This window comes from Pseudomonas sp. UBA6315 (assembly GCF_002438125.1).
GTDB lineage: Bacteria > Pseudomonadota > Gammaproteobacteria > Pseudomonadales > Pseudomonadaceae > Aquipseudomonas > Aquipseudomonas faucium.
The window spans coordinates 92,795-114,633 of the sequence record NZ_DJTF01000183.1 but is presented as its reverse complement, the minus strand read 5'-3'; the positions used below and the strand labels follow the sequence as shown (position 1 = coordinate 114,633).

Annotated in this window: 18 protein-coding genes; 12 read left to right on the top strand and 6 right to left on the bottom strand. The window is 65.4% G+C overall.

The window, feature by feature from the left end:
* Positions 1 to 147 precede the first annotated feature (147 nt).
* Both B3E94_RS22190 and B3E94_RS22185 read left to right on the top strand, forming a co-directional pair.
* A complete protein-coding gene (locus B3E94_RS22190) occupies positions 148 to 1,647 on the top strand; it encodes a lytic transglycosylase F (RefSeq protein ID WP_286915222.1) in 1,500 nt (499 codons plus the stop codon).
* 160 nt (positions 1,648 to 1,807) lie between these two features.
* The gene (locus B3E94_RS22185) at positions 1,808 to 3,034 is read left to right on the top strand and encodes an MFS transporter (protein ID WP_176514017.1); all 1,227 of its coding nucleotides are present in this window, start codon (positions 1,808 to 1,810) and stop codon (positions 3,032 to 3,034) included.
* Positions 3,035 to 3,085: 51 nt separating this feature from the next.
* Here the strand turns inward: B3E94_RS22185 and gltS are convergent, their stop codons facing one another.
* The 3 genes from gltS to B3E94_RS22170 are packed head-to-tail and all read right to left on the bottom strand — an operon-like array spanning position 3,086 to position 6,021.
* Positions 3,086 to 4,294, bottom strand: coding sequence for a sodium/glutamate symporter (gene gltS / locus B3E94_RS22180; RefSeq protein ID WP_286915221.1), 1,209 nt, complete (start codon positions 4,292 to 4,294; stop codon positions 3,086 to 3,088).
* A gap of 44 nt (positions 4,295 to 4,338) precedes the next feature.
* Positions 4,339 to 5,277, bottom strand: a complete 939-nt coding sequence (hutG, locus tag B3E94_RS22175) for a formimidoylglutamase (RefSeq protein ID WP_286915220.1) — start codon at positions 5,275 to 5,277, stop codon at positions 4,339 to 4,341.
* Between the two features lie 18 nt (positions 5,278 to 5,295).
* Complete coding sequence (locus B3E94_RS22170) at positions 5,296 to 6,021, bottom strand: IclR family transcriptional regulator (protein WP_176514023.1); 726 nt, start codon at positions 6,019 to 6,021, stop codon at positions 5,296 to 5,298.
* A gap of 258 nt (positions 6,022 to 6,279) precedes the next feature.
* Here B3E94_RS22170 and B3E94_RS22165 point away from each other — a divergent pair, with 258 nt between their 5' ends.
* The 3 genes from B3E94_RS22165 (at position 6,280) to B3E94_RS22155 (ending at position 11,056) form a co-directional block, all read left to right on the top strand.
* On the top strand, positions 6,280 to 7,596 hold the full coding sequence (locus B3E94_RS22165; RefSeq protein WP_286915219.1) for an MFS transporter: 1,317 nt from the start codon (positions 6,280 to 6,282) through the stop codon (positions 7,594 to 7,596).
* 460 nt (positions 7,597 to 8,056) lie between these two features.
* The gene (locus B3E94_RS22160) at positions 8,057 to 9,415 is read left to right on the top strand and encodes an 8-oxoguanine deaminase (protein ID WP_176515564.1); all 1,359 of its coding nucleotides are present in this window, start codon (positions 8,057 to 8,059) and stop codon (positions 9,413 to 9,415) included.
* Between the two features lie 126 nt (positions 9,416 to 9,541).
* Complete coding sequence (locus tag B3E94_RS22155) at positions 9,542 to 11,056, top strand: nucleobase:cation symporter-2 family protein (protein ID WP_236237065.1); 1,515 nt, start codon at positions 9,542 to 9,544, stop codon at positions 11,054 to 11,056.
* 57 nt (positions 11,057 to 11,113) lie between these two features.
* On the opposite strand, the gene nhaA is transcribed toward B3E94_RS22155, so the two are convergent.
* The 3 genes from nhaA to B3E94_RS22140 form a co-directional block, all read right to left on the bottom strand.
* Positions 11,114 to 12,466: a Na+/H+ antiporter NhaA gene (gene nhaA, locus B3E94_RS22150; RefSeq protein WP_286915216.1), complete on the bottom strand. Its 1,353-nt coding sequence runs from the start codon at positions 12,464 to 12,466 to the stop codon at positions 11,114 to 11,116.
* A gap of 112 nt (positions 12,467 to 12,578) precedes the next feature.
* Positions 12,579 to 13,220: a DUF1109 domain-containing protein gene (locus tag B3E94_RS22145; protein ID WP_236237066.1), complete on the bottom strand. Its 642-nt coding sequence runs from the start codon at positions 13,218 to 13,220 to the stop codon at positions 12,579 to 12,581.
* Positions 13,207 to 13,794: a sigma-70 family RNA polymerase sigma factor gene (locus B3E94_RS22140; RefSeq protein ID WP_176515570.1), complete on the bottom strand. Its 588-nt coding sequence runs from the start codon at positions 13,792 to 13,794 to the stop codon at positions 13,207 to 13,209. Before B3E94_RS22140 ends, B3E94_RS22145 begins: the two co-directional genes overlap by 14 nt.
* 192 nt (positions 13,795 to 13,986) lie before the next feature.
* Between B3E94_RS22140 and B3E94_RS22135 the strand changes: the two genes are divergently transcribed.
* The 7 genes from B3E94_RS22135 (at position 13,987) to B3E94_RS22105 (ending at position 21,796) form a co-directional block, all read left to right on the top strand.
* A complete protein-coding gene (locus B3E94_RS22135) occupies positions 13,987 to 14,265 on the top strand; it encodes a DUF2282 domain-containing protein (protein ID WP_176515572.1) in 279 nt (92 codons plus the stop codon).
* A gap of 16 nt (positions 14,266 to 14,281) precedes the next feature.
* A complete protein-coding gene (locus B3E94_RS22130) occupies positions 14,282 to 15,115 on the top strand; it encodes a DUF692 domain-containing protein (RefSeq protein WP_176515574.1) in 834 nt (277 codons plus the stop codon).
* Positions 15,112 to 15,867, top strand: coding sequence for a DNA-binding domain-containing protein (locus tag B3E94_RS22125; protein WP_286915215.1), 756 nt, complete (start codon positions 15,112 to 15,114; stop codon positions 15,865 to 15,867). Before B3E94_RS22130 ends, B3E94_RS22125 begins: the two co-directional genes overlap by 4 nt.
* Positions 15,868 to 15,878: 11 nt before the next feature.
* Positions 15,879 to 16,346, top strand: a complete 468-nt coding sequence (locus B3E94_RS22120) for a DoxX family protein (RefSeq protein ID WP_286915214.1) — start codon at positions 15,879 to 15,881, stop codon at positions 16,344 to 16,346.
* A gap of 88 nt (positions 16,347 to 16,434) precedes the next feature.
* Positions 16,435 to 18,114, top strand: coding sequence for an aspartate-alanine antiporter (gene aspT, locus B3E94_RS22115; RefSeq protein ID WP_286915213.1), 1,680 nt, complete (start codon positions 16,435 to 16,437; stop codon positions 18,112 to 18,114).
* A gap of 253 nt (positions 18,115 to 18,367) precedes the next feature.
* A complete protein-coding gene (locus B3E94_RS22110; RefSeq protein WP_286915212.1) occupies positions 18,368 to 20,392 on the top strand; it encodes an alkyl/aryl-sulfatase in 2,025 nt (674 codons plus the stop codon).
* 99 nt (positions 20,393 to 20,491) lie between these two features.
* Complete coding sequence (locus tag B3E94_RS22105; protein ID WP_286915211.1) at positions 20,492 to 21,796, top strand: OmpP1/FadL family transporter; 1,305 nt, start codon at positions 20,492 to 20,494, stop codon at positions 21,794 to 21,796.
* Positions 21,797 to 21,839: the final 43 nt, after the last annotated feature.

Here is a 21,839-nt window from a genome sequence, read left to right as displayed (position 1 = left end):
CGGTCCTCTGCAACGCGCTTCGTAACGTTATAACAATTGATGTAAAAAATCTGTTCAAAATATTTCGAAACCCCTGCGGGGGTAAAAGACCCAGCCTTTGCCATACTCAAAGACGCCCCGTTCCCCTGCCCCTTCCGGTGCGCGAACATGAACATCGCCTGGCCTTGCGTTCACAAGTTGGCCTTGTTGAGCCTGCTTTGCTGGCTGAACATCGCCTTGGCAGCCACGCAACCGGAGCTGCCCGCCGTAGAGCTGACGCCCGCCGAAAAAGCCGAAGTGCAGCGCCTGGTGCTGCCCATCCCCGAGAGCTGGGCCGGGGATTTCGAAGGCATGCGCGAGCGCCGGCTGATCCGCGTGCTGGTGCCCTACAGCAAGACCTTCTTCGAACTGGACCGCGGCCGTCAGCGCGGCCTGAGCTATGAGCTGGGCAAGGGGCTGGAGGCCTGGCTGAACAAGACCCAGCCCTATGCCCGCAAGTCCATGCAATGGCGGGTGATGTTCATCCCTACTGCGCGCAATGAATTGATGAGCAAGCTCAATGAAGGCGTGGGCGATATCGCCGCCGGTGGCCTGACCGTGACGCAGGGGCGGCTTGAGAACGTAGACTTTGCCGACCCCTTTGCCGTGAACATCCCGGAAATCCTGGTCACCGCACCCGGCACCAAGGCGCTGGAAAAACTCGAGGACTTGTCTGGCCTGGCAATCACCGTCAGGGCGTCGAGCAGTTACTACGAGCATCTGCAGGCACTGAACGCCGCGTTCAAGGCAAAGGGCATTGCGCCGATCGAGCTGAAGGCGGCTGACGAAAACCTGGAGTCCGAAGACCTGATGCAGATGGTCAACGCCGGGCTGCTCAAGGCCACGGTGGTCGACCGCTACCTGGCCAGGATCTGGGCGCCGCTGTACACCGACATGCAAATACACGAGGCGATCGTGCTGCACGACAACTCAGAATTTGCCTGGGCCATTCGCAAGGGCAGCCCGCAATTGAAAAGCCAACTGGCCGAATTCGTGAAAACCCACAAGGTCGGCACCGCCTTCGGCAACAGCCTTAAAAACAAATACGTCACCAACAGCAGCAAACGGGTACTCAACGCCACCTCAGAAGCGCAATTGAAGAAGTTCCAGGAGATGGTGGCGGTGTTCAGCCGCCACGCCAGTACCTACGGGTTCGATTACCTGATGCTCATGGCCCAGGGCTTCCAGGAGTCGCAGCTCGACCAGAAGGCGCACAGCCCCCGCGGCGCCGTCGGCGTCATGCAGTTGCTGCCCAAGACCGCCATGGACCCGACGGTGGCCATCAGCGGCATCGACAAGAGCGCCGACAAGAACATCGAAGCCGGCAGCAAGTACATGCGCCTGCTCGCGGACAAATACCTGAACGACCCGCAGTTGACGGAGATGAACAAGACCCTGATGACCTTCGCCGCCTATAACGCCGGCCCCGGCAACCTGCGCAAGTTCCGGGCGCTGGCCGAGCAGTCCGGGCTCGACAAGAACATCTGGTTCGGCAATGTCGAACAGGCAGCGGCCCAGGTGGTCGGGCGGGAAACCGTGGATTACGTGGGCAACATCTACAAGTACTATGTCGCCTACAAACTGGTGGCCGACAGGCCCTCATCGAACGCCGGCACAGCCGCGCCCTGATGGCCGCAAGCGCTCGTCCTAGAGCGACTTATCGATAGCACTGATGATTACTATCGAGCCGGCCGCCTGTGAGGTTGGCGAAACCGACTTTTATAATCGCCTTCAATTTTCTCCCTTCCCCTCGCCTGCCCCAGGCGACATACCCCTTGGAACCTGCACCATGCCAAGCGACAGCCAGGCCTCTCACGGCCTTCCCGAACATAACCAACAAAGCGTCAAACAGCAGTGGCTGGCGATTCTCTCGGTGGCCGTGGGCGCCTTCGCCCTGGTCACCAGCGAATTCCTCCCGGTGGGCGTGCTCAACGATGTGGCCAGCGACCTGGGCATCAGTGCCGGCCACGCCGGCCTGATGGTGACCCTGCCGGGCATCATGGCCGCCCTCGCCGCCCCATTGCTGTCGGTGGGCATCGGCGCCATGGACCGGCGCTACCTGCTGATCGGCCTGACGCTGATCATGATCATCGCCAACGCGGTGGTGGCCTACGCCAGCGACTTCAGCCTGCTGCTGTTCGGCCGTGTGCTGCTGGGCATCAGCATCGGCGGCTTCTGGGCCACGGCCATTGCCCTGAGCGGGCGCCTGGCGCCCAAGGGCGTGGGCGTGGCCCAGGCCACCTCGATCATCATGGTCGGGGTGACCCTGGCCACGGTGCTGGGCGTGCCCGTGGGCACCTGGCTGAGCGGCCTGATGGGCTGGCGCATGACCTTCCTGGTCACCGCCCTGCTGGGCATCCCGGTGTTGCTGGCGCAGGTACTGCTGCTGCCGCGGCTCAACCCGGACAAGGCCATCCGCATCAGTGACCTGCCGGCGCTGTTCATCAACCCACTGGCGCGGGTTGGCCTGATTGCCGTGCTGCTGATCGGCCTGGCGCACTTTGCCGCCTACACCTACGTGGCGCCGTTCTTCAAGCAAAGCGCAGGCTTCGATGGGCCGACCATCGGCTCGTTGCTGCTGCTGTACGGCGTGGCCGGGGTCATCGGCAACCTGTTCGCCGGCTTTGCCGCCAACCAGAGCGTGCGCTACACCTTGATGCTGGTGGCACTGCTGATCGCCATCAGCACCGCGCTGTTCCCCTACTTCGCCACCAGCCTCACGGGCGCGGCCATGCTGATCGCGCTCTGGGGCTTCGCCTTCGGCGCCTTCCCGGCCTGCGCCAGCATCTGGATGTTCGTGGTGGCGCCCAAGGACGTGGAACGCGGCATGCCGCTGTTCGTCGCGATGTTCCAGGTAATCATCGCCCTGGGCTCGTTCTTCGGCGGGCGCATCGTCGACCAGTTCGGCAGCGCGATGCTGCTGAGCCTGGCCACGGCGCTGGTGGGCGTGGGCTTCGTCACGGTGCTGGTGCTGGGGCGTAACGTCAGCAACAGCCTGGCCGCTCAGCCCGGCTGAGGTACGGCAGGTTCGATGCAGCAGCGCCTGGGCGGCAGGCGCTGCTTTGAATCAGCTGAAGGCGTTGATGAACCAGGTGATCACCGGCAAGGCGACGATGTCGATCAGCACCGCACCGCACAGCGGCACGATGATGAAGGCCTTGTAGGAGAACACCTTGTAGTGGTCGCAGATGGCCCCCATGTTGGCCACCGCGTTGGGCGTCGCCCCCAGGCCATGGCCCATGTAGCCTGCGCACAGCACCGCGGCGTCGTAGTTGCCGCCGAACAGGCGAAACAGCACGAACACGCACAGCGCCACCATGATCAGCACCTGCACCACCAGGATCACCAGCAACGGCAGGCCCAGCTGTTCCAGCTCCCAGAACTTCAGGCTCATCATGGCCATGGTCAGGAACATGCCCAGGCTGATGTCGCCCAAGGTGCTGACCGCGTTGTCCGGGATCTCGATCAAGCGCGCACGGTCATTGAAGTTGCGCGCAATGATCGCGACGAACATGGCGCCGACATACACCGGCAAAACGATGCCCAGGTGCGCCTTCAGCGCATCGCCAATCCAGAAGCCCAACACCATGATCACCAGCATGCAGGTGAGCAGGCGCAGCAGCACCTTGGCGTCGATGGCAACGCTCGGCGCTTCGTGGGCTCTTTCCAGCGCTACCAGGGTGTCGGCGCTGTCGGCCTGCACGGCGAGTTTCTTGCGGTCGATCAGGTAGCGCGCCACCGGGCTGCCCAGCAGGCCGCCGGCGACCATGCCGAAGGTGGCCGAAGCCAGTGCCGCGGTGGTCGCACCGGAAGTGCCCAAGCTCTCGGCGATGGGGCCGAATGCAGCCGCTGCGCCAAAGCCGCCTTCAAGCGAGACCGCGCCGGCCATGATGCCTAGCAGCGGGTCGATCCCCAGCGCCTTGGCCATCCCCACGCCCACCAGGTTCTGCAGCAGCGCCAACCCCCAGCAGGCGCCCAGGTAGACGAACAGGATCTTGCCGCCCTGGCGCAGCAGGCCAAGGCTGCCGCCCAGGCCGACGGTGGTGAAGAAGGCCACCATCAACGGCGTTTGCATGGCGGTGTCGAGGGTGATGTCCAGCCACTGCTGGTTGCGCAGCAACCACACCACCAGGGCAAAACCGAAGCCGCCGATCACCGGGGCCGGGACGCAGAGCTGGCGCAGCCAGTAACTGTGCTTTTTCAGTTGCGCGCCCATGGCCAGCAGCAATAGCGCCAGGGCGACGGTGGTCAATGCATCGAGTTTAAGCGTCAGCATGGGAAATACTCTTGTTTTTATACGTAGAGAGAGAGGGAGTGGGGTCAGTCGACCAGGCTCGCCAGCAGCCGCGCGGCAATCCTTGCCGTGCGCGAATCCTGGTCGAGCGCGGGGTTCAGCTCGGCCACATCGGCCATGCGCAACTTGCCGCAGGCCTTGGCGCGCCGAACCAGGTGCTCGACCACCATCAGGTCGACGCCGTGGGCCGAAGGCGCACTGACGCCAGGGGCCTGGCTGGCCGGGAGCACGTCGAGGCAGATCGTCATGTACAGATGGTCGATGCCCGCCAGGAATTGATCGACGAAGGCTTCGATGGCCGCGATGTTCCACGGCTGCATCTGCCGGTCGAGGCGGTAGCGCACGTTCAGGCGCCGCGCCTGTTCGAACAAGGCCTGGGTGTTGTTGGCTTCGCTCACGCCCAGGCAGCAATAGTCAAACGCCAGCCCGGCTTGCTCGCAGTACTCGGCGATTTGCCGAAACGGCGTGCCGGAGCTGCTCTGCTCGGCGCTGCGCAGGTCGAAATGCGCATCGAAATTCACGATGCCGATGCGCGGGCGTTGCTCCAGGCCTTGCAGGTGGCGGGCCAGGCCCAGAAAGCTGGCATAGGCGATTTCATGCCCGCCACCCAGGCCCAGCGGCAGGTGCCCTTGGCCAAGCAGCAGCGCCACGCGCTGGGCATAGGCGTGTTGCGCGCCTTCAAGGTCGGTGCCCTGGCAGGCGATATCGCCGCTGTCATAGACCGGGCGCTGGCCGCACCAGGCCAGGTTGGCCAGCGCCTTGCGCAGGGCCTGCGGGCCTTGCCGGGCGCCGGTGCGGCCCTGGTTGCGGCTCACGCCTTCATCGCAGGCCAGGCCCACCAGGGCAAAACCTGGGGCTTGCTCGGCCGACCAGGGCTGCACCCATTGGTGCCAGCGCAAGGCCAGGCCGCCTTCGGCCGCGTCGATACGACCCTGCCAGACCGGCAGGGAAAGAGGGTCTGTCATAAGAACTCCAGGTGTGATTCAGTCCAGCCGCGCACCGACGCGCAAGGCGACTTCGCAGGTCCAGTGGGTCAGGCGCTCGCTGTTCTTCTGCGCACGGAAGGCCGGCGCCATCAGGCTGATAGCCCCGTGCAGGCGGTTGCGGCTGTCGAGCACCGGTGCGCTGACGCCCCACACCCCGTCATCGATTTCGCTCAGGCTGACGGCAAAGCCCTGGGCGCGGATGGCCTCGAAGCTGTCCGCGTACTGGGCAATGCCTGCGCCATCCACGCCCTGTTCGTGGAGCAACGCCTGGCTGCGCTCGGGCTCCATGTGGGCCAGCAGCACTCGCGCCGAAGCCCCCACCAGCAGGGGTTGGGCCAGGCCCTTCTGGTAGCAGCAGCGCAGCGGCTGCGGGCTGTCGATCATTTCGATGCAAATGGCCTGGCCGTTGCTCGGCACCATCAAGGCGACACTTTCACGGCTCAGCTCGGCCAGGCGCTTGAGCTCGGGCAGCGCCTGCGACACCAGCAGTGCCTGGCGGTCGAACTTTTTCGCCAGTTGCAGGCAGGCCGGCCCTGGCAGGTAGCGGCCGTAGCCGTTGTCCTCGGCCAGGCCCCAGCGCAGCAAGGTCTTCAAGTGCCGGTAGGTGCTGCTCAAGGGTTGCGCCAGCTGCAGGCTGAGCTCCTTGGCCGCCACCGCCTCATCGGCTTGCCCAAGGGCAACGAGAATTTGCAGCAGGCGGTCGGTGGGGCTGTTGTAGGTCATGTGTGCCTCCTAGGTGCGTCATGGTGCACAGTGTTTTCCCAAAGGGTGAAACTCGATTCCCATCAGTTGGGAAATATCGTGCATTTAAGGCGTGGATGAGCAATGCCGTTCGATAATCGAACCGTTGCCCGCAACCTTGCATTGACGCTCGAGCCTGCGCTGCTCACCATTCCCTGGCGTTGCGCGCCCGCCTGCCCCGAACCTGGCCGCAGCCACCAGCCGCTCACTACAATTTCAAGAAATTCAAGAAACACGCCCATGACGCCCTCGAAAATCGACAGCCCCCTGCCCCAGGCTTCCATCGGCAGCAAGATGCGCGGCGCCTTCGCCGTCGGCAAGACGCGCTGGGGCATGCTCGCCCTGGTGTTCTTCGCCACCACCCTGAACTACATCGACCGCGCCGCCCTGGGCATCATGCAGCCGATGCTGGCCAAGGCCATGAGCTGGACGGCGATGGACTACGCCAACATCAACTTCTGGTTCCAGGTGGGCTATGCCATCGGTTTCCTGCTGCAAGGCCGGTTGATCGACAAGGTCGGGGTCAAGCGCGCGTTCTTCGTCGCGGTGCTGCTCTGGAGCCTGGCCACCGGTGCCCATGGCCTGGCCACGTCGGCTGCAGGGTTCATGGTCTGCCGCTTCATCCTCGGCCTGACCGAGGCGGCCAACTACCCGGCCTGCGTGAAGACCACGCGCCTGTGGTTCCCGGCCGGCGAGCGGGCCATCGCCACCGGGCTGTTCAACGCCGGCACCAACGTCGGCGCGATGATCACCCCGGCGCTGCTGCCGGTGATCCTGGCGGCCTGGGGCTGGCAGGCGGCGTTCATCGCCATGGGCTGCCTGGGCCTTGCCTGGGTGGTGCTGTGGGGGCTTAAGTACTACAACCCCGAGGACCACCCCCATGTGCGCCAGAGCGAACTCGCCTACATCCAGCAGGAGGTGGAGCCCGAAGCGGTGCGCGTGCCATTCACCCGCATCCTGCGCATGCGCGGCACCTGGGCCTTTGCCGTGGCGTTCGCGATCACCGCGCCGGTATTCTGGTTCTACCTGTACTGGCTGCCGCCGTTTCTCAACCAGCAGTATGACCTGGGCATCAGCGTGACCCAGATGGGTATCCCGCTGATCCTGATCTGGCTGACTGCGGATTTTGGCAGCATCGGCGGCGGCATCCTGTCGTCGTGGCTGATTGGCCGTGGCATGCGCGCCACCCGCGCGCGGCTGGTGTCGATGCTGCTGTTCGCCTGCACCATCGTCAGCGTCACCTTCGCCGCCCACGCCAGCGGCCTGTGGCTGGCGGTGCTGGCGATTGCCGTGGCAGTGGGCGCGCACCAGGCCTGGACGGCGAACATCTGGAGCCTGCTGATGGACTACACGCCCAAGCACCTGGTGAGCACGGTGTTCGGTTTCGGCAGCATGTGCGCGGCGGTGGGGGGGATGTTCATGACGCAGATCGTCGGGAGCGTGCTGACGCTTACCCACAACAACTATGCGGTGCTGTTCACCCTGATTCCGGCGGTGTATTTCGTGGCGCTGGTGTGGTTGTACTTCATGGCGCCGCGCACGCTCGAAGCGGCGTAGCACCACCCTTGTGGGAGCCGGCTTGCCGGCGATGGGGCCTGCACCGGCCCTATCGCCGGCAAGCCGGCTCCCACAGCAAAAGGGGTGGGTGCTGCAACCACCGCCCAAGGGTCGAATTTTTCGTATACAAAAAAATACAATTCTGGTTACATTAGCCCACGCCTACGACAGCGGTAATCGCCGCTGCGTATTGCGACAGGCTAAAGCCATGCATTACCCCTACCTGCTCGCCCCGCCCGAGCCCGCTGCGCGAAGCACCGCATTCGCCGCTGTTTCACCGAGCCGCCACTCCCCCCGTCGCCCCACGCCGAGCCACTGTGCCCAGGCGCCGTCGACGCGTGCGCCGTTGCTCTGACCAACCCTGATCAGCGCCTGGTTTCTAGGGTTTGGCTCTAATCGAAAACCGGGTGTCTGCAAACCTTCAATTGCAACCAGAACCCCACGCGGGAATGGAACACCTATGCCCAAGACATTACTGATCAAAAACGCCGAACTGCTGGTTACGATGGACGGCGAACGCCGCGAAATCAGACGCGGCGGCCTGTACATCGAAGACAACCTGATCAAGCAGGTCGGCCCCAGCGACGAGCTGCCCCAGCACGCCGACGAAATCCTCGACATGACCGGCAAGGTGGTCATCCCAGGCCTGGTCAACACCCACCACCACATGTACCAGAGCCTCACCCGCGTGGTGCCGGCGGCGCAGGATGGCGAGCTGTTCAACTGGCTGACCAACCTGTACCCGATCTGGGCCCGGCTGACCCCGGAAATGATCTCGGTATCGACCCAGACCGCCATGGCCGAGCTGATCCTCTCCGGCTGCACCACCTCCAGCGATCACCTGTACATCTACCCCAACGGCTGCAAGCTCGACGACAGCATCCATGCCGCCGAAGAAATCGGCATGCGCTTCCATGCCGCGCGCGGCAGCATGAGCGTGGGCCAGAGCCAGGGCGGCCTGCCGCCGGATTCGGTGGTGGAGAAGGAAAGCGCGATCCTCAAGGAATCCCAGCGCCTGATCGAGGACTACCACGACGCCAGCCACGGCTCGATGCTGCGCGTGGTGGTGGCGCCGTGCTCGCCGTTCTCGGTCAGCCGTGACCTGATGCGCGAAGCGGCGGTGCTGGCGCGCCATTACGGCGTGTCGCTGCACACCCACCTGGCGGAGAACGTCAACGACATCGCCTACAGCCGCGAAAAGTTCGGCATGACCCCCGCCGAATACGCCGAGGACCTGGGCTGGGTCGGCCACGATGTGTGGCACGCCCACTGCGTGCAGCTCGACCAGCACGGCATCGAACTGTTCGCCCGCACCGGCACCGGCGTGGCCCACTGCCCGTGCTCGAACATGCGCCTGGCCTCGGGCATCGCGCCGATCCGCAAGATGCGCGACCACGGCGTGCCGGTGGGCCTGGGCGTGGACGGCTCGGCCTCCAACGACGGCGCCAGCATGATCGGCGAAGTGCGCCAGGCGCTGCTGCTGCAGCGGGTCGGCTTCGGCCCCGACGCCATGACCGCGCGCGAAGCCCTGGAAATCGCCACCCTGGGCGGCGCCAAGGTGCTCAACCGCAACGACATCGGCGCCCTCGCCCCGGGCATGGTCGCAGACCTGGTGGCCTTCAACCTCAACCACGTGGCCTATGCCGGTGCCCTGCACGACCCGCTGGCCGCGCTGGTGTTCTGCACCCCGACCCACGTCGACACCAGCGTCATCAACGGCCGCGTGGTGGTCAAGGACGGCCGCATCACCACCGTCGACCTGCCGCGCGTGCTGGAGCGCCACAACCAGCTGGCACACCAACTGGTGATCGGCGAGTAACCCACCCAGGCCGTTGCCCGTCGCCTTGAGGCAACGGCCTGCCCGTATCTGCTACCCCGCTTCACCCACCGCGACTGAGACCGTGCTGTTAGACGCATCAAATATAAAAAAAGCGAGCTACTCACCATGACTTCTCCCGCTACACCTCGTCCGGAAGACGAGAACCTCGGCGTCAGTGCCAACGTGGCCTATGGGCTTCAGCATGTGCTGACGATGTATGGTGGCATTGTTGCCGTTCCGCTGATCATCGGCCAGGCAGCGGGCCTCACCCCTGCCGAAATCGGCCTGCTGATCGCCGCCTCGCTGTTCGCCGGTGGCCTGGCCACCTTGCTGCAGACCCTGGGCATCCCCTTCTTCGGCTGCCAGCTGCCGCTGGTGCAGGGTGTGTCCTTTGCGGGGGTGGCGACCATGGTCGCGATCATCGGCAGCGATGGCCGTGGCGGCCTGGCTTCGGTGTTCGGCGCGGTGATCGTCGCGTCGCTGATCGGCCTGCTGATAACGCCGCTGTTCTCGCGCATCATCAAGTTCTTCCCGCCGCTGGTGACGGGCATCGTCATCACCACCATCGGCCTGACCCTGATGCCGGTGACGGCGCGCTGGGCCATGGGCGGCAACAGCCAGGCGGCCGATTTTGGCAGCACCTCCAACATCGCCCTGGCAGCCTTCACCCTGGCCACCGTGCTGCTGCTCAGCAAGCTCGGCAACGCCAGCATCTCGCGCCTGTCGATCCTGCTGGCGATGGTGATCGGTACGCTGGTGGCCACCGCCTTCGGCATGACGGACTTCTCCCAAGTCTGGCAAGGCCCGATCGTCGCGCTGCCTCAGGTGCTGCCGCTGGGCGCGCCGCATTTCGAGCTGGCGGCGATCCTGTCGATGCTGATCGTGATCGTGGTGACCATGGTCGAAACCTCGGCCGACATTCTCGCCGTGGGCGAGATCATCGGCACCAAGGTCGACTCAAGGCGCCTGGGCAATGGCCTGCGTGCCGACATGATCTCCAGCGTGCTGGCGCCCTTCGCCGGCTCGTTCACCCAGAGCGCCTTTGCCCAGAACGTCGGCCTGGTGGCCGTCACCGGCGTGAAGAGCCGCTATGTGGTGGCGAGCGCCGGGCTGATCCTGCTGACCCTGGGCTTGCTGCCGGTGATGGGCCGGCTGATTGCAGCCGTGCCCACCTCGGTGCTCGGGGGTGCCGGCGTGGTGCTGTTCGGCACCGTGGCGGCCAGTGGTATCCGCACCCTGTCCCAGGTGGACTACCGCAACAACATGAACCTGATCATCGTCGCCACCTCGATCGGCTTCGGCATGGTCCCGATCGCCGCCCCTGGGTTCTACCACCACTTCCCGGCCTGGGTCGAAACCATCTTCCACTCCGGCATCAGCTCGGCGGCGATCATGGCGATCCTGCTCAACCTGCTGTTCAACCACATGCGCACCGGCAACTCCGACCAGCAGTCGGTGTTCGTCGCCGCCAGCGAGCGCACCCTGCGCTACCGCGATATCGCCGGGCTCAATGACGGTGACTTCTTCCGCGATGGCAAGCTGTTCGACTGCGACGGCAACGAGGTGCCGGTGCTGGCGGAGGACGACGGCCATGGCGACGTGCCGGCCCCACGCAAGCGGCGCCTGGAGCAAGCGCACTGAATAAAAAAAGCGACGCCTGAGCGTCGCTTTTTTTTGCCTGACTGCGTTGGGTGCCGGTCAACTCGCTTCGGCGTGCACGGCCTTGCTTGCCTTGCGCAGGCTCAGGGTGCCCCACGCCAGGCCCAGCACCGCGGCGATCACCGAGCCCGACAGCACGCCGAGCTTGGCGGCGCCCAGGGCGGCTGGGTCGGCGAAGGCCAGGTTGGCGATGAAGATCGACATGGTGAAGCCGATACCCGCCAACAGGCCGATCAAGGTGACGCTGCGCCAGGTCACCCCCGCCGGCAGCGCACCCCAGCCCAGGCGCACCATCAGCCAGCTGACCAGGACGATGCCCACCGGCTTGCCCAGCACCAGCGCCACCGCCACGGCAACCATCACCCAGTAAGGCCCGGGCGCGGACAGGTCGACCCCGGCCAGGCTCACCCCGGCGTTGGCCAGGGCGAACACAGGCATGATGCCGTAGGCCACCCACGGGTGCAGGCTGGTTTGCACGCGTGTCACCGGCGGAACCAGCTCGCGCTGGGCCAGGCGCAGCTGCTTCAACGGGTGGTTCAGGCTGCTGCTGTCGCTTTCCTGGGCGCGGCCCAGCAGTTCGTCGGTCACGCGGGAAATCGCCTCCACCGGGCGCTGGCCCAGGGGCATCGAACGGACCGGCGTCATCAGGCCGAGGATCACGCCGGCCAGGGTTGGGTGGGCGCCGGTCATCAGCACGCCGAGCCAGACGATGGCGCCAGGCACCACGTAGGCGTAGGCCGAGCCGATGCCGATCTTCTGCAGGCCGAGCACCAGCAGCAGGCCGACGCCGGCCACCGCCAGGCCGCTGTAATCCAGGCCGCCGGTGTAGAAGAAGGCAATGATCAGCACGGCGATGATGTCATCGATGATCGCCAGGGCCAGCAGGAACACCCGCACGTTCGAGGGGATCGACTTGCCGAGCAAGGCCAGCACCCCGACCGCGAAGGCAATGTCGGTGGCGGTGGGCACCGCCCAGCCTTGCTGTTCGGCGGGCGCATGGCTGAACGCCAGGTAGATCAGCGCGGGCACCACCACCCCGCCGACCGCCGCGGCCATCGGCAGCGTGGCCTGGCGCAGGCTCGACAGCGCGCCTTCGTGGATTTCACGGCGGATTTCCATGCCGACCACCAGGAAGAAGATGGTCATCAGGCCATCGTTGACCCAGAAGTGCAGGGATTGGGAGAACACCATCGAACCGATGCCGAAGGTCACCGGGGCATGCCAGAGGGCATCGTAGCTGTCGGCTGCGGGCGAATTCGCCCAGATCAGGGCCGCCACGGCAGCGATCAGCAGGACGATGCCACTGACCGCCTCGATATGCAGGAAACGCTCTAGATTGGCGAACGCGCGCTGGGCGATTCGCTGGGCACGGGGCAAGACATGTTTTTGCATGGGCGCAAGCACTCCCGCAAGGCGGCCCGACCTGCGTAGCTGTTTAACCTGCTTCACTGCTTCATGCAGCTAGCACCCGGGCGGCATTCTAGCGGAAAAACTCCCCGCAGTTCTACCAGCGTAGCAGGCGCGGGCCCAGCGCCGCGCCCAGGGCGGTGGGCAGCAGCATGCCCAGCAGGTACCACACGCCCCAGAACGGCACTTGCATCTCCGGGCAGTGCACGCAGTAGGCCAGCGTCGCCGTCGCCCCCGCCAGCAGGCCGCCGGCCGCGCCGGCCTGGCGCAGGCGTGTGGGCGCAAGGCCGCGCAAGGCCCAGAACACGGCGACCAACAGCGGCGCCGAGAGCAGCGTGATGTTCAGCGCGCAGGTGCGCCAGGTGCGCCCGAAGATCAACTCGGCGCGGGCATCGACCGGGGCGCCGGCCAGGCTGATGGCCGCACCCAGCCACACCAGCAGCAACGGCACCCCCAGCAGGCCCCACAGGGCGCCGCCCTGCACCCCGGGCCTGGCCAGCCGCTGGGTCAGCCACAGCCCGAGCAGCGCAAGGCTGCCCGGCAGCGCCAGCTTGGCCCAGAACAAGGGCGTGCGCGCCACCTCGGCCAGGTCGCTGCGCACCCCGTACAGGGTCGCCGCCAGCAGCAGCGCGCCGAGCATGCCGAGCAGCAGCGCCCGGCCCAGGCGGCGGGCCGCCACATGCCGGTCTACCGGCCCTTCCCCGCTGGCCAGCAGGGCAATCAGTTCATCGGTCTTCATCGTCGTTACCACCTCGAATCCGCCTGGCCAGGGCCTTGAGCCCACGGTGTATGCCCACCTTGACCGCCGAGCTGGACAGCCCGGTGATCCGCGCGGTTTCTTCCACCGACAAGCCCTCGAGCTTGACGTGGACGATCGGCAGGCGCTGGCGCTCAGGCAATTGCCCCAGCAGTTTGCCGAGGTCGCGACGGGCCTCGGCGGGTGCTTCGTCACTGGCGGCGAACAGCTCGCTGTCCTCCTCCAGGCTGTCGTGCCGCGCCTCGCGCTGGCCGTAGCGGCGCAGGTAATCGACCAGCTTGTAGCGGGCGATGGCCTGCACCCAGGCGGTCAGCGGCTGCTGCGGCTGGTAGGTGTCGCGGGCGTTGTGCACGGCCAGCAGCACCTCCTGGAGCAGGTCTTCGACTTCGGCCGGGCGCTGTGCCAGGCGCCGCCGCAGAAACCCGCGCAGGTGCGCAGCCAGCGCCGCGAGAAACGCCTGGTACGCCCGCGCATCGCCCGCCAGGCCGCGCAGCAGCAGCGCTTGCAGGTGCGTCTCGCGTGCACGGAGCAGGTCTTGTGAGTTAGTTCGTTGCATGGCGCGCCAGGGTTACACCTTGGAAGCATTTCTTTTTATCCAACCATAGACGCTGCGCCAAGCGCACCGAGAGATTGGCCTGGCGGCGAAAAAAAAATTTTCGCGGCGCTGTAACCGTAACCGCAAACCCCGCGAACTACTCGATGAGCCGCCGGTAATTCGCCGCGGCCCCCTTACCCTGGAGTCATCACCATGAACAACCTCGCCCTTTCCGCCGCGGCCCTGGCCCTCGCTTCGCTGGCCGGTGTCGCCGTTGCCGCCACGGCCCCGAGCACCGGTGCTGCCATGGAAAAATGCTACGGCGTCGCCATGGCCGGCCAGAACGACTGCAAGGCCGGCGCCGGCACCACCTGCGCGGGCAGCGCCAAGAAAGACTACGACGCCATGCACTGGAAGAACGTCCCGGCCGGCACCTGCACCTCTATCAAGACCCCCAACGGCATGGGCTCGCTGACCCCAGCCAAGTCCTGAGTGGAGGCCGCCGACCATGAACCGGAACAACCCCCTCGGCGCCGGGCTCGGGCTCAAGGCCGAGCACTATGCCCAGGCCCTGGCATGCGATGCCGAAGGCCTGTGGTACGAGGTGCACCCGGAAAACTACATGGTCGGCGGGCCGCGCCTGGCCTGGCTGGAACGCATGGCCGAGCGCCATGCCCTGTCGCTGCACGGCGTGGCGCTGTCACTGGCGGCCGACGCCGAACCGGATGCCGGCCACCTGCGCCGCCTGCGCGCACTGATCGAGCGGGTTGGGCCGGTGCTGGTGTCCGAGCACCTGGCCTGGTCCACCTGGCGTGGCCAGTACCACCCCGACCTGCTGCCGTTTCCGCGCAGCCATGAAGCCTTGAACCGCATCAGCGAAAATGTCCTGCGCACCCAGGATGCCCTGGGGCGCAGCATTGCCCTGGAAAACCCCAGCCACTACCTGCACCTCGAAGGCCATGACTGGGACGAAATCGATTTTCTCGACGAACTGGTACGCCGCACCGGCTGCACGCTGCTGCTGGACGTCAACAACGTGCACGTCAGTGCGCACAACCTGGGCTACGACGCGGCTGCTTATCTGGACCGTTTCCCGGCCCAGGCCATCAGCGAAGTGCACCTTGCCGGGCACAGCCAGGACCAACAGGCGGCGCTGCTGATCGACTCCCACGACGCGGCCATCGCCGAACCCGTATGGGCGCTGTATCGCCAGCTGATCAGCCGCATCGGCCCGCGCCCGACCTTGATCGAGCGCGACGGCAACGTCCCCGCGTTCGCCGACCTGCTGGCCGAGCGCGCCATCGCCCAAGCCACACTTGCCCGCGCAGGAGCCTTGCCATGAACCTGTCCCTCGGCCAATTCCAGGACGCTTTCATCGAAGCGCTGCAGCAGCGCCCTGCCCCGGCTCTGGCCAGCCTCACCGGGCAAGCGGCGTTCGCGGTCTATCGCAATACCGTGCTCAGCGGTTGTGTCGAGGCGCTGCGCGCCAACTTCCCCAGCATCGAGACGCTGGTCGGCCCTGGCTGGATGCAGGAGGTGGCCAGCGCCTATGCGCAGCAATCGCCGCCGCACGACCCCCGGTTGATCCACTACGGCGAAGCCTTTCCCGACTTCCTGCAAGCGCTGCAGGCCAGCCACGACCTGCCGTACCTGGCCGACGTCGCGCGCCTGGACTGGCACTGGTGCGCAGTCTTCAGCGCCGAGCAAGACCCCTGCCTGACCTTGGCCGAGCTGGCCGGCATGACCGCCGCCGACCTCGCCCGGGGCCACCTGGCGCCCCGGCGCAGCGTGCGCTGGCAGTGGTTCGCCGCGCACCCGGCCTACAGCCTGTGGCGCGTCAGCCGCGAAGGCTTGCCGTGGTCGCCCGAGCAGCCCTGGGTCGCCGAAGGCGCCCTGTTGAGCGGCGACTGCGACGGCGTCAGCCATCAACCCCTGGAAATCGGCGCCTGCGCCTTCCTCGACGCCTGCGCCGCAGGCCACTCACTGCAAGAGGCCTCGCAACTCGCCCAGCAATGCCAACCCGACCTGGACTTCAGCGGCCTGCTCGGCCGGCTGCTGCAAGCCAAGGCCTTTCGCCCCCTCACATTCGCCTGAAGGTAACGGCCATGGAAACTCTGCGCTCCAACGCCCCCACCCACAGCCTGCGCCAGCGCTGGAACAGCCTGGCCGAGCACCTGCAAGGCTGGCTGACCGACAGCGTGCTGTGCCTGGTGGCGCGGCTGGGCATCGCCTCGGTGTTCTTCATGTCCGGCCGCACCAAGGTCGAGGGCCTGCTGAGCATCACCCCCAGCACCTACGACCTGTTCCAGACCGAATACGCCCTGCCGCTGGTTTCGCCGTGGTTGGCGGCGCACCTTGCAACCTACGCCGAGCACCTGTTCCCGCTGCTGCTGGTGCTGGGCCTGTGCACCCGGTTGTCGGCCCTGGCCCTGCTGGGCATGACCACCGTGATCGAGGTGTTCGTCTACCCCGACGCCTGGCCGACCCACCTGTCGTGGGCCGGGCTGCTGCTGTTGCTGATCGCCCGCGGCGGCGGCGCCTGGTCGCTGGACCGTGTGCTGCGACTGCGCTAGCGCCTGCCTGAACATTTGCTGACAACCGTGGCCAGCGCCGCGTTTGTGCGCATACTCAAGCAGGTCCGCAGCGAGGAAGCACTGGAACATGGACCTGCTTGTGGGCGCCTTGCGCGCCAACCCGGAAATCGCCGTGTTTCTCGCCATCGCCCTGGGCATCGTGCTGGGCCGCGTGAAGCTGGGCAGCTTTCACCTCGGCTCAGTGGCCGGGGCCTTGTTGATGGGGTTGCTGATCGGCCAGGTCGGCCTGCAGGTGCCGCACGAACTCAAGTCGGTGTTCTTCGCGCTGTTCATCTATGCGGTCGGCTTCAAGAGCGGCCCGGAATTCTTCGGCAGCCTCAACCGCGGCACGCTCAAGCTGGTGCTGCTGTCGGTGGTGCTGTGCGCCACCGCACTGGCGGTGATCCTGGCCATGAATGCCTTCTACGGCTTCGACGCAGGCTTCACGGCAGGCCTTGGCGCCGGCGCCCTGACCGACACCGCGATCATGGGCACCGCCAGCAGCGCCATCGCCCAGTTGCCGTTGGACGAAGCGGCCAAGGCCACCCTCAACAGCCACATGGCCGTGGCCTACGCCATCACCTATGTGTTCGGCACGGTCGGCCTGATCGTCTTCGTCGGCAGCCTGGCACCGCGCCTGCTCGGCGTCGACCTGCGCACCAGCGCCCAGGCGCTGGAGCGTGAACTGGGGATTGAACGCGACGAAGATGCCATCAGCATCCCCTACACCCGCATCGTGGTGCGCGCCCATCGCCTGAACGCGGCCACCGCCATCGGCCTGAGCGTGGCCGATGTCGAAGCCCTGCACCCATCGTTGAGCGTCGAGCGCATCACCCGTGGCAGCAAGGTGTTCGACCGCGACCCTGCGCAGGTGCTGGTGAAGGGCGACATTCTCGGCATCTATGCCCTGCGCGAGGCGGTAAGCAACCTGCATGACTGGATCGGGCCGGAGATCGACCACCCCGACAGCCTGTCCTTTCCCACCCGCAGCGCCGACATCGTGCTGACCAACCGGCGCCTGGCCGGGCGCACCCTGCATCAGGTGAAAGCGGCGCTGACCGGCGCGGAGCGCATGGGCTGCTTTCTCACCGGCATCACCCGCCAGGGCCTGGCGCTGCCGCTGTTGCCCGAAACGGTGCTGCGCCGTGGCGATGTCATCAGCCTGACCGGGCGCGCCAGCAGCGTCGAGGCGTTGGCCCTGCAGCTGGGCCGTATCCGCGAAACGAGCTACCGCAGCGACATTGCCCTGCACGCCATGGGCCTGGTCGTGGGGTCGCTGGCCGGGCTGCTCTCCACCCATATCGGCATGATCCCGGTGGAGCTGGGTGTCGGTGGGGGCATCCTGCTGGCCGGGCTGCTGATTGGTTGGTACAACTCGCGGCACCCCGAACTCGGCGCCCTGCCCCCGGCGGCGCAGTGGGCCTTCTCCGAGTTCGGCCTGACGGCCTTCGGCGCCGTGATCGGCCTGCTGGCGGGGCCGGCGGCGTTGACGGCCATCAAGGAACAAGGCCTGGACTTGCTGATCGCCGGCGCCCTGGTAACCCTCATCCCGCCCTTGGTGACGCTGTTTTTCGGGCGCTACATCCTGCGCCTGCACCCGATGATCCTGTTCGGTGCACTGGCCGGCGCACAGACCGAGGCCGCCTCGATGAACAAGATCATCGAACAATCCGGCAGTAATACGCCCGTCATCGGTTTTACGGTTTGCTATGCCGTTTCCAATGTATTGCTGGCCGTTTGCGGCCCGATCATCATTGCCTTCGCCTGAGTGCTGAATGGAATAAGCGCATAAACATAATTGCCAATAAGCAATAGCGAATTTGCAGGTCAGAATGTGTCGGCTAAGGTATGAATTCCCACTATCAGATTCACTGTTTATTCAAATTCGCTTGGTTGTCGTGAAAAGAGCATGGGCCGCCAACGTGAACCGGCTTGAACAGCGCTAATCTGCCTCTGCCGCACAACGAAGTTGCTGGTAGTTGCCGTTCCGGTACAGCACGTCAGTTCAAAAGGAGCTTGTCATGCGATTGACTGCCAAACCGTTCGCGCGCCACAAGAACACTGCAAGGTCGTCCAGCCTGTGGAAAATGGGCTCTTCGTTCCTGCTGGCCAGTGCCATTGCCGCCGCCCCGCTGGCATGGGCGGAAGAAAAAGCCAAGCCGGCCACCGAAGCCACCAAGGCCGCCAACGACGCATTGCTCAAAGAGTTGCCGTTCAATGACAAGACTTCATTCGAACTGGCGCACAAGGGTTTTATCGCGCCGCTGCCCTCCGAGCCGATCAAAGGCCCCAGTGGCAACATGATCTGGGACCCGAACAAATACGGGTTCATCAAAGAAGGTGAAACAGCCCCGGCCACCACCAACCCAAGTTTGTGGCGCCAATCGCAACTGATCAATATTTCCGGCCTGTTCGAAGTCACCGATGGCATTTACCAGGTGCGCAACTACGACTTGTCGAACATGACCATCGTCGAAGGCAAGGATGGCATCACCATCTTCGACCCACTGATTTCCAGTGAAACCGCCAAGGCGGCACTCGACCTCTACTACCAGCATCGGCCCAAAAAGCCGGTGGTGGCCGTGATTTATACCCACAGCCATGTCGACCACTACGGTGGCGTGCGCGGCGTAATCAGCGAAGACGACGTCAAGGCCGGCAAGGTCAAGATCTACGCGCCCAAGGGCTTCCTCGAACACGCGGTGGCGGAAAACGTGATGGCCGGCACCGCCATGAGCCGGCGGGCCAGCTACATGTACGGCAACCTGCTGCCGCCGAGCGAAACCGGCCAGCTGGGCGCGGGCCTTGGGACCACCACCTCAGCCGGTACCGTGACCCTCATCCCGCCGACCGACATCATCGAGAAGACCGGCGAGAAGCGCACCATCGACGGGCTGACCTACGAGTTCCTGTACGCGCCGGGCAGTGAAGCGCCGGCCGAGATGCTCTACTACATCCACGAGAAAAAGGCCCTCAACACCGCCGAGGACTCCACCCACACCCTGCACAACACCTACTCGCTGCGCGGGGCGAAGATCCGCGAGCCGCTGCCGTGGTCCAAGTACCTCAACGAAGCCTTGAAGATGTGGGGCAACGATGTGCAGGTGATGTACGCCATGCACCACTGGCCAGTGTGGGGCAACAAGGAGGTGCGCGAGCAGTTGTCGTCGCAGCGCGACATGTACCGCTACATCAACGATGAAACCCTGCGCCTGGCCAACAAGGGTTACACCATGACCGAGATCGCCGAGCAGGTGAAGCTGCCCAAGGGCATTGCCGAGCGCTTCTCCAACCGCGGTTACTACGGCTCGCTCAACCACAACGTCAAGGCCACCTACGTGCTGTACCTGGGCTGGTTCATCGGCAACCCGGCCACGCTCTGGGAGCTGCCGCCGGAGGAAGAGGCCAAGCGCTACGTCGACATGATGGGCGGTGCCGACGCCGTACTGAGCAAGGCCAAGACCTACTACGACAAGGGTGACTTCCGCTGGGTGGCCGAGGTGGTCAACCACGTGGTGTTCGCCGACCCGAGCAACCAGGCCGCGAAGAACATGCAGGCCGATGCCCTCGAGCAGCTTGGCTACCAGGCCGAAAGCGGCCCATGGCGCAACTTCTACCTCACCGGCGCCAAGGAGCTGCGCGAAGGCGTCAAGCAGCTGCCGACCCCCGATACCGCCAGCCCCGACACAGTCAAGGCGATGGACCTGGACCTGTTCTTCGACTACCTGGCCATGCGCCTGAAAGGGCCTGAGGTGGAAGACAAGCACATCACCCTGAACCTGGACTTCACCGACCTCAAGCAGAAGTACCTGCTGGAAATGGTCAACCGCGTGCTCAACCACACCGAAGGCCTGCAGGCAGACAAGGCCGATGCCACGGTCACCTTGACCCGCGACACCTTGAACAAGCTGATGCTCAAGGAAACCACGCTCAAGGACGCCGTCGCTGCAGGCCAGGTCAAGGTCGATGGTACCGAAGGCAAGCTCGAAGAGCTGATGAGCTACATGGACAACTTCGAGTTCTGGTTCCCCATCGTCACGCCGTAATGGAGGCACGAGCAGCTGGCAGGGCCGCAGGCCCTGCCCTGCTCACCGGCAATACCGCCTGGTACCGAGTTCAACGGCATGGGAAGCGGAGTCATCGTCATGTCCATCTATCGAAACGTTCAGGCCCAGGGCGCCAGGTTCGCCGCCGCCGTAGCCCTCGCCACCTTGTGCCTGGACAGCCCCGCCTGGGCTGGCGGCATCCTCATCTACGAAGCCGGCCAGGAGGGCAACGGCCTGGCCAATGCCGGCTCCGCCGCACTGGCCAACGACCCCAGCGTGCTGATGAGCAACCCGGCAGGCATCACCCGACTCCAAGGCACGCAGATCAGCGCCAACGCCCAGGTGATCTTCGGCGACATCCGTTTCTCGCGGGGCAGCGGCAACCAGTTCGACGGCAACGAAGGCGGCAACGCCCTGCAGTACCTGCCCGGCACCAGCCTGTTCATCAGCCACCAGATCGACGACCGTGCCGCCATCGGCTTTGGCATGTACGGCAATTTCGGCCTGGCCCTGGACTACGACGATGACTGGGCCGGGCGCTACTTCACCCAGGAAGCGGCAGTGATCGGCGTGTCGATGCAACCGACCCTGGCCTACAAGTTCACCGACGACCTGTCGATCGGCATCGGCCCGCGGATCATGGTCGGCTACTACCGCACCGAAATGGCCATCAACAACAACCTGCTGGGCCTGGCCGACCGGCCGGACGGGCAGCTTGAATACAAGGACACCGATGTCGGCGTGGGGGTCAACCTCGGCTTGCTCTACCAGGTCACGCCGCGCACCCGCGTGGGCCTGGCCTACACCAGCAAGGTCAAGCTGGAGTTCGACGACAAGCCGCACCTCAAGGACATCAGCAACCCCCTGCTCAACGTTGCCCTGCGCCGGCTGGACGTCGACTCGCTGGAGCTGGACCTGAACGTGCCGCAGACAGCGACCTTCAGCATCGCCCACGAGCTGGACGAACAATGGACGTTGCTGGGCAGCCTGAACTGGCAGGACTGGAGCGATTTCGGCGATGTCGGCGTTGAGGTCGACAGCAATGCCGGCGGCACCAGCCGCACGGTCGATCGCAAATACAAGGACACCTGGCACGCCTCTGTCGGCGCGCAGTACCAGGCCACCCGGCAATGGCGCTGGAGCCTGGGCCTGGGCTACGACAGCTCGGCCGTGGACGACAAGGACCGCACCGTCGACAACCCCATGGGCGAAGCCTGGCGGCTGGCGGCGGGGGTCAATTACCAGGTCGAGGAAGGCTTGGACCTGCACCTGGCCTACACCCTGGTGTGGCTCGGCGACATGGACATCGACCAGACCAAAGCGCGCTCTGGCAGCACGCTAGCGGGCAGCTACGATAACAGTGCGTTGCACATTCTCGGCGGTGGCGCGACCTGGCGTTTCTGAACCACCCTGCGCGCCCGCAGACCCGATCATCGTAAGAAGGAGA

Coding starts and splice junctions, on each gene's coding strand:
- B3E94_RS22135 (WP_176515572.1), top strand. CDS start 13,987: ATGAACAACCTCGCCCTTTCCGCCGCGGCCCTGGCCCTCGCTTCGCTG.
- nhaA (WP_286915216.1), bottom strand. CDS start 12,466: ATGCAAAAACATGTCTTGCCCCGTGCCCAGCGAATCGCCCAGCGCGCG.
- B3E94_RS22155 (WP_236237065.1), top strand. CDS start 9,542: ATGACTTCTCCCGCTACACCTCGTCCGGAAGACGAGAACCTCGGCGTC.
- gltS (WP_286915221.1), bottom strand. CDS start 4,294: ATGCTGACGCTTAAACTCGATGCATTGACCACCGTCGCCCTGGCGCTA.
- B3E94_RS22170 (WP_176514023.1), bottom strand. CDS start 6,021: ATGACCTACAACAGCCCCACCGACCGCCTGCTGCAAATTCTCGTTGCC.
- B3E94_RS22120 (WP_286915214.1), top strand. CDS start 15,879: ATGGAAACTCTGCGCTCCAACGCCCCCACCCACAGCCTGCGCCAGCGC.
- B3E94_RS22110 (WP_286915212.1), top strand. CDS start 18,368: ATGCGATTGACTGCCAAACCGTTCGCGCGCCACAAGAACACTGCAAGG.
- B3E94_RS22125 (WP_286915215.1), top strand. CDS start 15,112: ATGAACCTGTCCCTCGGCCAATTCCAGGACGCTTTCATCGAAGCGCTG.
- B3E94_RS22165 (WP_286915219.1), top strand. CDS start 6,280: ATGACGCCCTCGAAAATCGACAGCCCCCTGCCCCAGGCTTCCATCGGC.
- B3E94_RS22160 (WP_176515564.1), top strand. CDS start 8,057: ATGCCCAAGACATTACTGATCAAAAACGCCGAACTGCTGGTTACGATG.
- B3E94_RS22190 (WP_286915222.1), top strand. CDS start 148: ATGAACATCGCCTGGCCTTGCGTTCACAAGTTGGCCTTGTTGAGCCTG.
- aspT (WP_286915213.1), top strand. CDS start 16,435: ATGGACCTGCTTGTGGGCGCCTTGCGCGCCAACCCGGAAATCGCCGTG.
- B3E94_RS22130 (WP_176515574.1), top strand. CDS start 14,282: ATGAACCGGAACAACCCCCTCGGCGCCGGGCTCGGGCTCAAGGCCGAG.
- B3E94_RS22140 (WP_176515570.1), bottom strand. CDS start 13,794: ATGCAACGAACTAACTCACAAGACCTGCTCCGTGCACGCGAGACGCAC.
- hutG (WP_286915220.1), bottom strand. CDS start 5,277: ATGACAGACCCTCTTTCCCTGCCGGTCTGGCAGGGTCGTATCGACGCG.
- B3E94_RS22105 (WP_286915211.1), top strand. CDS start 20,492: ATGTCCATCTATCGAAACGTTCAGGCCCAGGGCGCCAGGTTCGCCGCC.
- B3E94_RS22145 (WP_236237066.1), bottom strand. CDS start 13,220: ATGAAGACCGATGAACTGATTGCCCTGCTGGCCAGCGGGGAAGGGCCG.
- B3E94_RS22185 (WP_176514017.1), top strand. CDS start 1,808: ATGCCAAGCGACAGCCAGGCCTCTCACGGCCTTCCCGAACATAACCAA.